General features: G+C 66.4%; 11 protein-coding genes, 1 pseudogene and 1 riboswitch. Of the genes and pseudogenes, 9 read left to right on the top strand and 3 right to left on the bottom strand.

Annotation, left to right across the window (positions count from 1 at the left end):
- Positions 1-2 precede the first annotated feature (2 nt).
- From PSV23_RS02360 to PSV23_RS02350, 3 genes are all read left to right on the top strand, one after another.
- Positions 3-506 (top strand): S26 family signal peptidase, encoded by a 504-nt coding sequence (locus PSV23_RS02360; RefSeq protein ID WP_300465907.1) that lies wholly within the window; start codon positions 3-5, stop codon positions 504-506.
- The gene (locus PSV23_RS02355) at positions 500-1117 is read left to right on the top strand and encodes a lytic transglycosylase domain-containing protein (RefSeq protein WP_300465906.1); all 618 of its coding nucleotides are present in this window, start codon (positions 500-502) and stop codon (positions 1115-1117) included. The genes PSV23_RS02360 and PSV23_RS02355 overlap by 7 nt, the downstream gene beginning before the upstream one ends.
- Positions 1118-1261: 144 nt before the next feature.
- Positions 1262-3190, top strand: a complete 1929-nt coding sequence (locus tag PSV23_RS02350) for a DUF3363 domain-containing protein (RefSeq protein ID WP_300465905.1) — start codon at positions 1262-1264, stop codon at positions 3188-3190.
- A gap of 172 nt (positions 3191-3362) precedes the next feature.
- Here the strand turns inward: PSV23_RS02350 and PSV23_RS02345 are convergent, their stop codons facing one another.
- Entirely contained in the window at positions 3363-4301 is a 939-nt protein-coding gene (locus tag PSV23_RS02345; protein ID WP_300465904.1) for a HEPN domain-containing protein, read from the bottom strand.
- A 543-nt stretch (positions 4302-4844) separates the two neighbouring features.
- The gene (locus PSV23_RS02340) at positions 4845-5531 is read right to left on the bottom strand and encodes a polysaccharide biosynthesis/export family protein (protein ID WP_300465903.1); all 687 of its coding nucleotides are present in this window, start codon (positions 5529-5531) and stop codon (positions 4845-4847) included.
- Between the two features lie 290 nt (positions 5532-5821).
- Positions 5822-5944, top strand: a riboswitch (SAM riboswitch).
- A 104-nt stretch (positions 5945-6048) separates the two neighbouring features.
- On the opposite strand from PSV23_RS02340, the gene PSV23_RS02335 reads away from it, so the two are divergent.
- The 6 genes and pseudogenes from PSV23_RS02335 to PSV23_RS17445 all read left to right on the top strand — a co-directional run.
- Entirely contained in the window at positions 6049-7038 is a 990-nt protein-coding gene (locus PSV23_RS02335; protein WP_300465902.1) for a homoserine O-succinyltransferase, read from the top strand.
- Entirely contained in the window at positions 7035-8237 is a 1203-nt protein-coding gene (gene metB / locus PSV23_RS02330; protein WP_300465901.1) for a cystathionine gamma-synthase, read from the top strand. Before PSV23_RS02335 ends, metB begins: the two co-directional genes overlap by 4 nt.
- Positions 8238-8246: 9 nt before the next feature.
- On the top strand, positions 8247-9473 hold the full coding sequence (locus PSV23_RS02325) for a Gfo/Idh/MocA family oxidoreductase (protein WP_300465900.1): 1227 nt from the start codon (positions 8247-8249) through the stop codon (positions 9471-9473).
- A gap of 178 nt (positions 9474-9651) precedes the next feature.
- Positions 9652-11337 carry an MFS transporter gene (locus tag PSV23_RS02320; RefSeq protein WP_300465899.1) on the top strand — a complete coding sequence of 562 codons (1686 nt, stop codon included), beginning with the start codon at positions 9652-9654 and terminating at the stop codon, positions 11335-11337.
- Positions 11338-11451: 114 nt separating this feature from the next.
- Complete coding sequence (phbB, locus tag PSV23_RS02315) at positions 11452-12174, top strand: acetoacetyl-CoA reductase (RefSeq protein WP_300465898.1); 723 nt, start codon at positions 11452-11454, stop codon at positions 12172-12174.
- A gap of 105 nt (positions 12175-12279) precedes the next feature.
- Positions 12280-12483, top strand: a pseudogene (locus tag PSV23_RS17445) (acetyl-coenzyme A synthetase N-terminal domain-containing protein); the annotation flags it as partial.
- A 173-nt stretch (positions 12484-12656) separates the two neighbouring features.
- On the opposite strand, the gene PSV23_RS02305 reads toward PSV23_RS17445, so the two are convergent.
- The gene (locus PSV23_RS02305; RefSeq protein ID WP_300465896.1) at positions 12657-13994 is read right to left on the bottom strand and encodes a hypothetical protein; all 1338 of its coding nucleotides are present in this window, start codon (positions 13992-13994) and stop codon (positions 12657-12659) included.
- Positions 13995-14257 lie beyond the last annotated feature (263 nt).

Genomic DNA, 14257 nt, shown 5'->3' with positions numbered 1-14257 from the left:
GCGTGAAAAACCGCCGCCGCCCCTGGGCAGTCCTCGCCAGCGCCATCGGGGCCCTGACCGGCCTGGGTCTGGTCGCCGATCAGACGCCGACCCTCGCCTTCGTAAACGAGAGCCCAAGTCTTCCTCGCGGACTCTACCTGCGCCGTCCTGGAGCCTCGGTCGCGGTCGGCGCCGTGGTCGTCGCGCCCCAGCCTCCTCTCGCCCTACCCTATCTGGCCGGTCTCGGGATGCCCCCCGAGGTGCGGCTGATCAAACGGGTGGCCGCCGTCCACGGCGATCTCGTCTGTTACGAGGACGGGCGGGTTCGCACCCCGTCGAGAACCGTCGCCCTCCTTGACCGTGACCGGCGCGGCGTGGCGCTCCCTGCGTGGGAGGAGTGCCGGCCGCTCGGCGCCGGAGAGGTTTTCCTGCTGGGCGACACGCCGTCCAGCTTCGACAGCCGGTATTTCGGGCCCGTCCGCGTGCGGGACGTGGAGGGGGTGTTTCAGGAGAGCGTCAGATGGTGAAACTCCTCATAGCCGGCCTGATTTTTGCTCTCGCGGGCGGTCAGGCTTCGGCCCAGGCCATCGACTGGCGCGACGCCGGCGGCGACCTGTTCGAGCGGACCGGGGCTCAGCCGGTCACGGGCCTTGCTGTCTCACCAAACCTCGCATCCCCGCCGCCGCCTCGACTGGAGCCCCTGTCGCAACCGTTCATGGAAGCAATCGGGGCCGCCGCCCGCCGGCATGGTCTCGACGAGAAGCTCCTGCACGCCTTGGTCATCGTCGAGTCGGGCTACCGCTCCGACGCTCTTTCTCCGGCGGGGGCGGGCGGGCTTACCCAGTTGATGCCCGGGACAGCCGCCGCCCTCGGCGTGCGGGACCGGTTCGACCCCGAGCAGAACCTTTCAGGCGGCGCCGACTATCTGGCCCGCCAGCTGCTCCGCTTCGGCGATTTGCGCCTGGCCTTGGCCGCCTACAACGCCGGGCCCGCCCGCGTAGCCCGGCTCGGCCGTGTTCCGGAGATCGCCGAGACCCGCGCCTATGTCATCAACGTCGTGGACTGTTACCTCGCGCTGACCGCGGGGCGTGGCGCGAGAACGGCCCGCGACTGCCGGCCCATGGAGAATCCGCGATGATCGCGGTCGCGGGAAATTCTCACGCAGACGATCGCAGCCGGCCCGGACCGCGGCGATCTGCAGGCGCACTCGAAAGCGGCGGTGCTGTCGGGAGGCATTTCCGGGTGCGAACCAAACGATCGGATGGCTTGGCAGGGAGCGTCCATGCCCATACCGCTTGACCCCGGCCCGGCGGACTTCGAACCCCGGCTTTCCGCCCGCCGGGAGAGCGCTCACGAGGCCGCCCCGCGCGTGGATGGATTCGCGGATGGCGCCTCTGCTCGTGTCATCGCTCGCCATTTCGCATCGACACGAAAAGCGCCCGGCATTCGCTCGGCAAGACCCGTTGTGTTGCAGCAACGCAAGGTCGTCGTTGTATGGCGCAAGATGCTCTCTGGAACCGGAGCAAGGAAGGCGCTTGCCTACCACCTCGGTTACCTGACCCGTGAAGGGGTGGAACAGGACGGCGGAGCCGCCCGGTTTTTCGACGCCGGAAGCAGCGACGTCGACCCCCGAGCTTTTATTAGCCGTTGCAAGGAACACCCCGGGCACTATCGCCTCATGGTCAACCCGGAAGACGGCCGCGAGCTCGGTGACCTGAAGACATATGCGCGCCAGTTCGTGCAGAGGGTGGAGCGAGACGTCGGGGCGCCGATCGAATGGATCGGGACCGGCCATCACGACACCGGTCGCCCCCATCTGCACCTGCTGCTCCGGGACCGCACGCCAGACGGGCGGGACCTGCGGCTAACGGGCGACTATCTGAGCGGGGGCCTGAAAAATGCGGCCGAGGGGGTAGCGACCGAGCTGCTCGGACCGAGAGCAGAGCGTACGCCGAAGCCCACTATTCAGGCTGATCGTCTCACGGATCTGGATCTCATCCTCATGGAAGCGGCGTCCGACGGCCGGGTGGAAGCGTCGGGGCTCCCGGGGCCACACCGCCCGGACGCGCTTCGGAGACTCGTTTACCTTGAGAGGAAAGGTTGGGCTCGTGCCGCGGGCACGGCTGCCTGGGAAATACCACCTGATCTGCGGACAATCCTTCGCAAGGCAGCACAACGCGATTACCGGGAGCTCGCATCGGCCAAGATATTGAGAGACAGCAATTTGTCTGGCGACGGCTCTCGGATGCGGGCCATCTCTCTGGAGCCGGGCGAGCATTTCGCCGGAGCCTTTGTGGGGGTGCGGCCGATGGGGCGTTGCACCAGTGGCTCTCAGGCCCTCGTGATTGATGGCCTTGACGGAAACCTGGGCCATATACTTGTCCGGGACGCGCGAGCGGCGATGTGCCTTGATCGGATCCCGACGGGCGCTGTGATAGAGGCTGTGGGAGCCGTCCGGGGCGTTCGACCTTCAGATCAGACAATTGCGGAAATCGCAGCGGAACGGGGCGGCGTCTGGTCGAGAGCCGACCACGCAGAAGCGCGGCCGGATGACTGGCCCAAGTTTATAGGTTTCCACCACAGCCGGGCAGAGGCGATGAGTCTGGAGGGGGCCTGCAAAGCCTTGGGCGATGGACGCTACTCGATACCTGACGACTATTGCGACCGCGCCGGCCAAGTTGAAAGGGCCTTATGGGGTCCGTCGGAAATCTCGGTACGGGTCCTGGATGACAGGCAGCTTGAGGATCAAGTCCGATCCCCGGGGCTTACCTGGCTCGATCGTTTGATGGCCAAACCCGACAGGCCTCATCTGTCAGGTCCCTTTGGCGAGGCCGTTACGGCGGCCCTGACCGAGCGGGCCAAGCGGCTCCGGATGACCGGCCTGGGAGCGGGCGAACCCCTGCTGCTTTCGGACGCCGATGTGCACCGCCTCTGGGCCATGGAAGTCAAATCGGTGTTCGAGCCGCTGGAGCGGACTGGCAAGCCGGTGTTCCTGACAAGCGAGGGCCAGAGCACCGCTGGCGTATATGTCAAACGGGTGCACGTCGCCGGATCACCCTACGCGGTGCTCGAGGGCAAGAGCGCCTATCATCTTCTCCAATGGACCCCGGGAATGGAGGCCTGCCGGGGCAAAGCCATGAACGCCGTGGTTCAGAACGCAACGGTCAGCTTCCGAAGCGTTCGGAACATGGGCGCCGAACTGGGTCTGTGATAAGTCCCCATCCTTCCATCCAAGCCTTCGGGTCGCGCGGTCACGTTCGTCAGCCTAGCCCTTGGCGACGCGTTTGGCTGGACGACCATCGCATCCTGGTCAGTTGGCTCACGCCCATTCGCGCAGTCTCGCCGGAATAATACTGCGGACCGCTGGTTCAGCGCTCAAACTCTCAAGTGAGTGTGATTCCAGCCTTTGCTTTCAGTTCGGCGGCGCGGCTCTCGCAGAGATCAGCAACGATATCCCGCAGTCGCCGCGCCCGCTCCATCAGCCATTGCAGATCCTCCGGTGAGGCGTCGTATTGATCGCTGTAGCGAGCCTCCACATAAGCGCGTTTCAGCAGTTCGAAACGGCGGCGGTCGGCGCGCTGCGCGCGCGGCCAAGCCTCGACCAAGCGCGTGTCGACGTCTTCGGCCAGCGAGCGGAGGAATTTGATGTTGTGGGAACGTGGAAAGTAAAATGTGTGGACAAGCAGGAAGCAAGCATAGGCGGTCTCGACGGCCTGATGGAGGTGGAAAGCGGCGCGTTTCCGGGCGTGTTGCCCTTCCGACGCTCGCCGCACCCAGCTTCCGGCGTCCTCAAGCCAGCCAGCTAGGTCGATGAGCTTCGACTCCGCGAAACGCTCCGCTGCAGCGACAGCGTCCACCGGCGTCATCGGTAACGGTACGGCTAGCGGATGACCGGGGACATCATAAAGCGTAACCCCATCGCGGACGATGTCGGTCCAGAAGTACTCGCCCCGTCTGAGAGCGCCATTCACCTCCTCGAAGTCATGGACGATGATATTCACCGTCCGGCCGATCGTCGGATCGCGCAGGATCTGGTCTTCAGCGTTCCACCAGTAGTCCGCGATATTGGTCAGCTTCTCATGGCTGACGACGATCAGCAGATCGAAGTCTGAGAGGTATCCGTTCTCCGGTTCATCGACCCAGTCGGCTCTCGCATATGATCCGAAGAGGATGATCTTCAGCACCATCCCACCGCGACGCCACTCCTGGGTTCCGCCTCCACCGCCGTTCCGGGCGGCCTCAAAACCGGCGAGCAGCGTGTCGCGAGCCCGCTCAAGCTCGCGCTGCTGACGCTCCGGGAGATGGTCCAGATCTGACCGCATGAGCAGAGTCTAACCGAATTTGCCGAACCTGCACCAACGAACGGCGCGCCTCCGGAAAAGCCCTCTCAAAGCACCTTTGGCGCTCCGGCCGTTCCGGCCGCGGACGAACAATGCCAGTGACGCAGCCGCCAAATGCACGTCGCCGGAGAGCGACCCGCCGGCCAAGAGTCGCGCTGATCCATTATCGCGCTCCCCGGGACGCATGGCATCTGATGGCGCGCCAGTCGTCTTTCCAGTTCACGCGAGATCGCCGTATGACCGCCCCCGCTCAAGCCCATCCCGCGCGACGCTCCATCCTGCCAGCGCAAACGGGCACTCCACGCCTGCGACCGCGCGAGGCCACATTATACCAGCGGCATTTGTAACCAGGCGTGAGCGTCGATGGATGCGCGCCGGGTGACGTTATTGCCTGACTGTCCTCCGGAGATGTCCCGGGAACCGCCGTGCCGCCGCGGAACCCTTCACCGACCGCTGGAGTGTACGAAAGAGGAGGCGGCCCGCAGACCGCCCCTTCCTTTCACATCCCGCCGCCAAGCGCCGCCTTTACAGGTAGGCGAAGACCGCCAGTCCCGGCAGAACTTCAATAATGTCTCTGTACCTTGCGCTCAGGCGAGAGGTGTCGACGACAACGACATCGTCGCCGAGTACGATCGGGTCCGCAGCCTCACCGCGACGGATGGCGGCGAGGTCGAACACAGCGACCATCGGCCGTCCCTCGGCGGACCTGAAGACGGCGACCTTTCGCAGGTCAGCGATCCGGGTGCCGCCTTCTGCCATGGCGACCGCCTGCAACAGGGTCGTGCGCCCACGCATCTCATAGACCCCGGGTTTCATCACGGCGCCATCAACGGTGATCTTCTGGCTGGCGGCTTCGGAAACCGAGACGGATACTCGGGGATTTCGAAGATATCTCTCCCCCAGCCTTCTCTCCAGATCCGTTGAGAGCTCGGCCGGTGTTAATCCGGCTGCCTGAACGGACCCCAACAGCGGCAGCTGCAGCTTCCCGGACGCGTCGACAAAAATCTCTTCGAACGACAGATCCTCAACCTGGAATACCGTCAAGGAAAGCTTGTCGGAAGGACCGATGCGATAACCGCTGGCCTCCGCCCCCGACGAAGCGGCCATGAACTGCTGCGGATCGATGGTTCCAGCTGAACTGAATCCCGCTGGACCCTGCGTTCCACATCCGGCCAGACTTGCCGCGGCAAGGAACAAGAGAAAAAATCGCATGGGTAAAGCTTCGATCCTGGGATGCTGCTCGCATCAACCGCATCTTTGAGAGGTTAGTGAGGCACGCCTAGGTAGGCCGGAGCACCCGCTGTTGTCCAGAGGTGGAGCGCCGGGGTGAGCCAGTCCGCAGTCCTCACAATCAAGCGAATTTAATTTTCGCCTTCAAGTCGGCGATCAATTCGAGCCCCGTCAAATATCGAACTGTCCGCGGAACGGGGGCCTGGAGGCCCCTTTCGTAGCCTTGGCAACAACAGGATTGACGGCTGATGATGTGTCCGCCAACGTAAGGGCACTCATCAAGACCGGCTGAGGGATAGGCCCTTTGACGCCGGGGCAACCTTCCAGGATCCACCCGATCCTGGAGATGGTGCCAACTCCTGCGAGGCCTCTTCGGAAGCCGCGAGAGATGAGTGAAGCGACGGTCCCCTCACGTCCGGGGACCGACTGACTTCACGGGTCTGTCACGCAAGGAATTGGTTCGCCCCATCGGTTTCGCTGAGCGAGACCGGAGCGGACCGTGGCGTCCACCAAGGCAACCACCGAAGACACGCCGGGGCGGGACGTCCACGCTCTCATTCCGGCCGACTTCCGGCTGGAGTCGGGGCAGCGGCTGGCGGCGACGCAGGTTGTCGGGCGGATCCACGGCCTCGACGGCGGCCCGCTGGTCGTCGTCGCGGGCGGCATCTCCAACGGCCGGTTCGCGACGTGCTGGTGGCCGTGGGCGGTCAAGGCCGGCGGGCCCGTCGACCTGGACCGCGTCCGCGTTCTGGCCTTCGACCTGGCGCCCGGCCGCGAAGAGCCCGGCGTCACCATCACCACCCACGATCAGGCGCGGCTGCTGGCCCTGCTGCTGGACGCCCTGGACGCGCCGCGCATCGACGCCTTCGTCGGCGCCTCGTACGGGGGCTGCATCGGCCTGGCCTTCGCCGCGGCCTTCCCGGAGCGGATCGGCGAACTGGCGGTGATCTCGGCCGCCCATCGGGCCCATCCGGCGGCGACGGCCTGGCGCGGAGTGCAGCGCCGTCTGCTGGCCTTCGCCCGCGACTGCGGCCGTGAGGCGGAGGGGGTCGCCCTCGCCCGCCAGCTGGCCATGACCACCTATCGCACCGCCGAAGAGTTCGCCCTGCGCTTCAGCCAGACTCCGCCCCCGGCGGCCGGCGGGCCCTGGCCGGTCTGCGACTATCTGATCGCCCGGGGCGCCGACTATGCCGGGGCGACCAGCGCCGACCGCTGGATCAGCCTGTCGGATTCGCTGGACCGCCACAGCGTCGATCCGCAGGCCGTCCGCTGCCCCCTGACCGTCGTCGGCGTCACCTCGGACGCCCTGGTTCCGATCGCCGACAGCCGCGAACTGGCCGCGCGCGTCCCGAACCTGCGACGCCTGATCGAAGCGCCCTCCGTCTTCGGCCACGACGCCTTCCTGAAGGAGCGCGAGCTGATCGGCCGCGTCCTGCACGACGTCCTCACTCCCCTCACCGCCCTCCAGCCCAGCGAGATCGCCGCATGACCGCCCCCGCTCAAGCCCATCCCTGTACGACCGCCGCGCGCCACGGCGTGAACAGCGACCCGGCGCACGGCGCAGTGATGCCGCCGCTCTATCTGTCGTCGAACTACAGCTTCGACGGCCTCGATGGAAAACGACGCTACGACTATACCCGGTCGGGCAATCCGACCCGCGACGTGCTGGGCGAAACCCTGGCGAAGCTGGAAGGCGGCTGCGGCGCCGTTGTGACCGCCACCGGCATGGCGGCGGTCGATCTGGCCCTGTTCCCGCTCGAGCCGGGAGATCTGCTGATCGCCCCGCACGACCTCTACGGCGGCACCCACCGTCTGTTGTGCGCCCGGGCCGGACGCGGTCATTTCGACGTGCGCTTCGTCGACCAGAACGACCGCGCCGCGCTGGACGCCGCCCTCGCCCTGAAGCCGAAACTGATCCTGATCGAGACGCCGTCGAACCCGCTGATGCGGGTGGTGAACGTGGCCGACATCTGCGCCCGCGCCCATGCCGTCGGCTGCAAGGCGGCGGTGGACAACACCTTCCTGTCGCCCGCCCTGCAGCAGCCGCTCGCCCTCGGCGCCGATCTGGTGATCCATTCTACGACCAAATACATCAACGGCCATTCCGACGTCGTCGGCGGCTGCGTGGTGGCGAAGGATCCGGCCGATCTGGAGCGGCTGACCTGGTGGGCCAACTGTCTCGGCGTCACCGGCTCGCCCTTTGATGCGTATCTGACGCTGCGCGGCGTGCGCACCCTGTTCGCCCGCATCGAGCGGCAACAGGCGACCGCCGGCCGCGTGGCCGAATGGCTGGCGCAGCAGCCGGCCGTGCGCGCCGTCCACTATCCGGGCCTGAAGACCCATCCCGGCCACGCCGTCGCCGCGCGGCAACAGGCCGGCTTCGGCGCCATGCTCAGCTTCGAACTGCACGACATCGAGGCCGTCCGCGCCTTCGTCGACAGGCTGGAGGTCTTCACCCTGGCCGAGTCCCTCGGCGGCGTCGAAAGCCTGATCGCCCATCCGGCCCTGATGACCCATGCGGCCATGACGCCCCAGGCGCGCGAGACCGCCGGCATCACCGACGGCCTGCTGCGGTTGTCGATCGGGCTGGAGCATCCCGAGGACCTGCTGGCCGACCTGTCGGCGGCGCTCGCCCTCGTTCCCGCCGCGGCGCCGCTCGTTGCCCCCCTCGCCGCCCACGCCGCCTGAGGACCTGAGATGACCGCCCTTCCCCTGATCCGAACCCCGGCCGCCGACGACGTCTCCTCCCCCGTCGCCGACGAGCCGGTGGCCCTGCTGCAGCTCGACCTGACCGACCCCGTCGAGGCCGCGTCCGCCGTATACCGTCAGGTCCGGCGAGGCCGCCGGGTCGTCGCGGTCGCCTGCGGCGGGGCCGAGGCTCCCGCGCGTCTGGTCGAGGCGCTGGACGCCATCGGGGTCGGCGCGATCCGCCCCGCTCCGGGCGACGCCCTGCTCGGCGCGGGCGTGGCCATCGTCGCCGGGTCCAACAGCACCCCCGAACTTAGCCCGGCGGCGCCGGGCCGGCCCCTTCGCGTCGCCCTGGCCGGATGCGGTGTGGTCGGGGGCGGCGTCCTGCCGCGCCTGCTGGCCGATCCCCGGTTCGAGGTGGTCGGCGTGCTGGTCCGGGGCCCGGCCAAGGCGCGCGATGTGGCTATTCCTTCCGGGCTGGCGCTGTCCGATCCCGCCGCCCTGCTGGCGCGCGAGCCTGACGTGGTGGTCGAGGCCATCTCCGACGCCTCGACGGGCCTGGCCCTGATCCGTGCGGCCCTGTCGCGCGGCGTCCATGTGGTCAGCGCCAACAAACAGGCGATCGGCGGCGACCTGCCCGGCCTGACGGCTCTGGCCGACAACGCCGGCGCGCGCCTGCTCTATTCCGCCAGCGTCGGCGGCGGCGCGCCCCTGATCGAGACGGTGCGCCGCGCCGCCGCGCAGGGCGAGATCGTCCGCATCGAGGCGGTGCTGAACGGCACCTGCAACTTCATCCTCAACCGCCTGGCCGAGGGCGGCGCCTTCGACGACGCCCTGACCGCCGCCCGCGACGCCGGCTTCGCCGAGGCGGACCCGAGCGCCGATCTGAGCGGCCTTGACGCCGCCGCCAAGCTGGCCATCCTCGCCCATGAGGGACTGGGCCGGCCGCTGCGGATCGAGGCTGTCTCGCGCCAGACCCTGTCCGCCGACGCGGTCCTGCCCGCCGGCCGCGTCCGTCAGATCGCCCGACTCGACGTCGCTTCGGGCCGGACCGGTGTGGCCTTCGAAGCCGTGGACGGCGACGCCCTGTTCGCGGCGCTGCCCGACGAAGCGAATGCGCTGCGAGTCACGCTGGCGGACGACCGGACCTTCACCGCAGCCGGCCGCGGCGCCGGCCGCCGTCCCACCGCCGAAAGCGTCCGCGCCGATCTGGAGGATCTGATCGAGTTGCAGTGACGGCAGCCGCGGGTTTGAACTGCAACGGAACCGCAAGAACGAACCGCCGCTCGGGCAAACGCCGCGGATGACGCAAACGCCTCGTTCCGCGCCCTTGCGGGATATGGCCGGGCTATATCCGCCCCTCGACACCGCCGCTTTCGCCCTTCAGGTTCATCCCGCACCCTGGGGAGGACGCATGACCGAGGCGGCCGAACACACCGTCGACCGCAACGACCGTCTGGTCATCCTGGCCTCGTCGGTCGGGACGGTGATCGAGTGGTACGACTTCTATCTGTACGGGTCGCTGGCGGCGATCATCACCAGCCAGTTCTTCTCGGGCGTCAACGAGACCACCGGCTATATCTTCGCCCTGATGGCCTTCGCCGCGGGGTTCGCGGTGCGGCCGTTCGGAGCCATCTTCTTCGGCCGTCTGGGCGACCTGTGGGGGCGCAAGAACACCTTTCTGGTCACCATGCTGCTGATGGGACTGTCGACCTTCGTCGTCGGCCTTCTACCGTCCTATGCGGCCATCGGCGTCGCGGCTCCGGCCATCCTGATCGCCATGCGGCTGGTGCAGGGTCTGGCGCTGGGCGGCGAGTATGGGGGAGCGGCCACCTATGTCGCCGAGCATGCGCCGCCCGGAAAGCGCGGCTTCTACACCTCCTTCATCCAGATCACCGCCACCGCGGGCCTGATGCTGAGCCTGCTCGTCATCCTCGGCGTGCGCACCGCGATCGGCGAAGAGGCCTTCAAGGAGTGGGGCTGGCGCATCCCCTTCCTCGTCTCGATCCTGCTGCTGGGCGTTTCGTTGTGGATCCGGCTGAAGCTGGCCGAAAGCCCGGCCTTCGCCCGCATGAAGGCCGAAGGGCGCGGATCGCGGACTCCGCTGAAGGACAGCTTCGCCCGCTGGCCGAACCTGAAGCTGGTGCTGCTGGCGCTGATCGGGCTGACGGCCGGACAGGCGGTGGTCTGGTACACGGGCCAGTTCTACGCCCTGTTCTTCCTCGAGAAGACGCTGAAGGTCGACGGACCGCTGGCCAACATCCTGATCGCGACCGCCCTCCTTCTGGCCACGCCCTTCTTCGTCTTCTGGGGCTGGCTGTCGGACAAGGTGGGGCGCAAGCCGATCATCCTGACCGGCTGCCTGCTGGCGGCGCTGACGTACTTCCCGCTGTTCCACGCCCTGACCCAGGCCGCCAACCCGCAGCTGGCCGCCGCGACCGCCACGGCGCCCGTCAGTGTCCACGCCGATCCCGCCGACTGCGCCCTGCAGTTCGATCCCGTCGGCAAGACCGTGTTCGACAGCTCCTGCGATCTGGCCAAGTCGTATCTGGCCAAGGCGGGTGTCACCTACGCCAACGTCGCCGCCCCGGCTGGATCGACGGCCGAAGTCCGGATCGGGGTGGTGGTGGTCCCGAGCTTCGTCGGAGCCGCCCTGCCCCGCCCGGACTTCACCGCCCGCAAGACGAAATGGGAGGCCAGCCTGGGTTCCGCCCTGACCTCCGCCGGCTACCCCGCCAAGGCGGATAGCGCCCTCGTGAACAGGCCCATGGTCGTCGCCATCCTGTTCCTACTCGTCCTCTATGTGACCATGGTCTACGGCCCGATCGCGGCGGCGCTGGTGGAAATGTTCCCGACAAACATCCGCTACACCTCCATGTCCCTGCCCTATCACATCGGCAATGGCTGGTTCGGCGGCTTCCTGCCGACCACCGCCTTCGCTATGGTGGCGGCCACGGGCAACATCTACTACGGCCTGTGGTATCCGGTGGTGGTGGCGCTGGTCACGGTCGTGGTGGGGTTCCTGTTCGTCCGGGATCGGAAAGACGTCGACCTGGATGCCTCTGAGGGTATTGCGACCCCGCCAGGGACCGCGAGTTGACGATACGAATTTTGGGAGATTGACTGGTCGCATGACAGAATTCTGGCTCTGCCGATCGAGGATGCGCGAATTACGGATCACGGGGACCGCGAACCCCTCTGGAACCGGACGCAAATGACCCGCACGGCGCTGGTAACCGGAGGAAGTCGGGGGATCGGGGCCGCGATCTGCCTAGCGTTACAACGACAGGGGGTTCAGGTCGCCGCCAACTATCGCGGAGAGGTTAGCAACGCCGAGCGATTTTACGCCGAAACTGGTATTCCCGTGTTTCGGTGGGATGTTGCGGACGCGGACGCCTGCACGACCGGTGTCGCCGCCGTCGTAGAACGCTTGGGCCCCATCGACATACTTGTGAACAACGCCGGCATCACGAGAGACGCCTCAATCACCAATATGTCCTCCGAGATGTGGAACGAGGTCATCCGTACGAACCTCGGCGGCTGCTTCAACATGTGCAAGGCTGTCTTCCCCCAGATGAAGGCTAGGGCCTGGGGCCGGATCGTCAACATCGGTTCGATCAATGGACAGGCGGGCCAGTTCGGCCAGGTCAACTATTCCGCCGCCAAGGCGGGCATCCAGGGATTGACCAAGGCGCTGGCGCAGGAAGGTGCGCGGGCCGGAATCACCGTGAACGTCGTCGCTCCAGGCTATACCGACACGGAGATGGTGACGGCCATTCCGGCGAAAATCCTTGAGCAGATCATGGCCCGGATCCCCACCCAACGCCTCGGCCGGCCCGAGGAGGTCGCCTCCGCCGTAGCCTATCTCTGCCATGAGGAGAGCGGTCAGATCACCGGGTCGACATTGAGCATAAATGGCGGCCAACACATGTATTGAGGCCCCCGAGTTTTGCGGGTTGTTTTCCAGGATTGCCCACAGATGTCCACACAAGCCGACCCCAACCTCTATCCCGTACCCTCCGAATGGGCGCAGCGCGCGCGCATGAACCATGCGTCCTGGGAGGCCGCCCGCACCTCCGCCCGTGAAACGCCCGACGCCTTCTGGCGCGAGCAGGCGCGCCGCCTCGAATGGGTGACCGCCCCGACCCGCATTAAGGACGTGTCATTCGACAAGGCGGACTTCCGCATCCGCTGGTTCGAGGACGGCGTCCTCAACGTGGCCTGGAACTGCCTCGACCGGCATCTGGCCGAGCACGCTGGCGGACCCGGGGGTGGTGGAGGAACTGGTGCGGAACCGGGCGGAGGCCTGAATCGCGTCCACCACGCCTGTGACAGCTCACCTAACCAGATCACTGACCGGGAGTAGAGCTCGCCAGATACGCATATGATCTGGATGCGGAGAATGTCGATTCATTCCGGTCACGTCACCCGAACGACCAGGAATTTGACCTCGTTCGCGTTCACCGCATTCCCTGCCACATTGCGCACGGTCAGTCTCACAAAGCCGACCCCGCCGAGATCACACTGTACGGACCCGCCGGGGTAGTTGGACGAGGCCAATACCGTGAAGCTCGCCCCTCTCGGCGCGCTGCGAGACAGGGAGATGTTGTAGCTCCCCGTCGAGTTTCGGGTGATGCTGGTGGTTCCAAAGCACGCGTCTGTGGTCGGTCTCGCCAGCGACCCGTCGAAACTTCCGCCCGCAACGTTGGCCCCAATGGCCAGCGGCGGCTCCGGCTGTATCGTAACAGGCGTGTCATAGAAGACGGTTCCAAGGCCGCCGGCCCGGTTGTCCTTGACGAGATTGGTGGCCCCGCCCCGAATGCATCCCTGCATCGTGAGGGAGCCGGTAAAGGTCGGGGCGATTTCCACGAGATTTTCGACCGTATTCGCGCCCGTGCAGCCGATCAGCACATGATGGCCGACGCCATCAAGGTAGATGGCCGAGGTAACGTCCTCAAAATGTACCGCCTCACAAATGGAACTGTCGTTCTCGAAGTAGATGCCATGGGGCATTTCAAACCCGCGGCCGCCGCCGACGACGGTGGTGTTGACCACGCGAAGCACGAAGTTTCCGATGGAACTGACCTCTTCAACGTAGATGCCGCATTTGGCGGCGTCGCGGGCCGAGCCCATGACCTCGCTATCCTCGATCAGGCAAGTGGCCGCGCCGCCATATCCGTTCCTGATATGGACGCCATTGGTGGTGAAGGCGTAGATCAGCACCTTCCGCAGTCCTCCCCCTTCCTGCCATGCGTCCGCGACGACGCCGCCCAGTCCCGCGACGTGATTGCAGTGCAGGGTGAGGCGTTCCAACGCATTGTCGAACGTGCTGATCCTGCCGTTTTCGGCCGTCGCCATGTAGTCGCCCGAGAACCCGGACACAGCCTTGAGCACCGTGCCGCGCTTGTTCATTCCAACAATCGAAACCCGGTTCACGCAGTTGAACGGCGCGGCGATTTCGATTTCGCCGCGTGGGAGCTGGATCATGTGCCCAAGCCCGCCATCGCGGTCGACGCCAGCTTCAGTAATGGCCCGGAGAAGCCGCTGCTCGGGGGTTCCCGTAAATTGCGACGGCATGAGAGGGCCGCCATCACGTGATCCATCTCCGATCCCGGGACGAAGAGGGGAGTCTTCGGGAGCAGGATTGGGCCGGGTCAGCGTTCTGACCTGGTCCGCCAGCAGCGGCGCGGCCAGCGCGGCTCCGGTAATGGTGAACACCGCGCGGCGATTGGGCTCCTCGTCCTTGGGATTAGGCATTGCACTTTTGTTCCTGCGGCGATGACGAGCCGTCAGCCTATCTCTGGCGAAGGGGGATTTCACCCAGGGTATCCGGGAACCGCCGGCCCGTCACCAGATCAACTTCCAGGGAGTTGGGTCGATCGCTCCGGCCTCGGTACAGGTCGCACGCGCCGAAGGCCCGGGCCGCCGGTCCTCGAAAGAGGACCGGCGGTTTTTGAAAAGGGCGGGGGTGGCCAAGGCGGCGGCCGCTCGCTATCCCGAGCGACTGTTTCAACGGATGA

Source organism: Brevundimonas sp. (genome assembly GCF_029946145.1).
Lineage (GTDB): Bacteria > Pseudomonadota > Alphaproteobacteria > Caulobacterales > Caulobacteraceae > Brevundimonas.
This window is presented reverse-complemented; position numbering and strand designations above follow the sequence as displayed.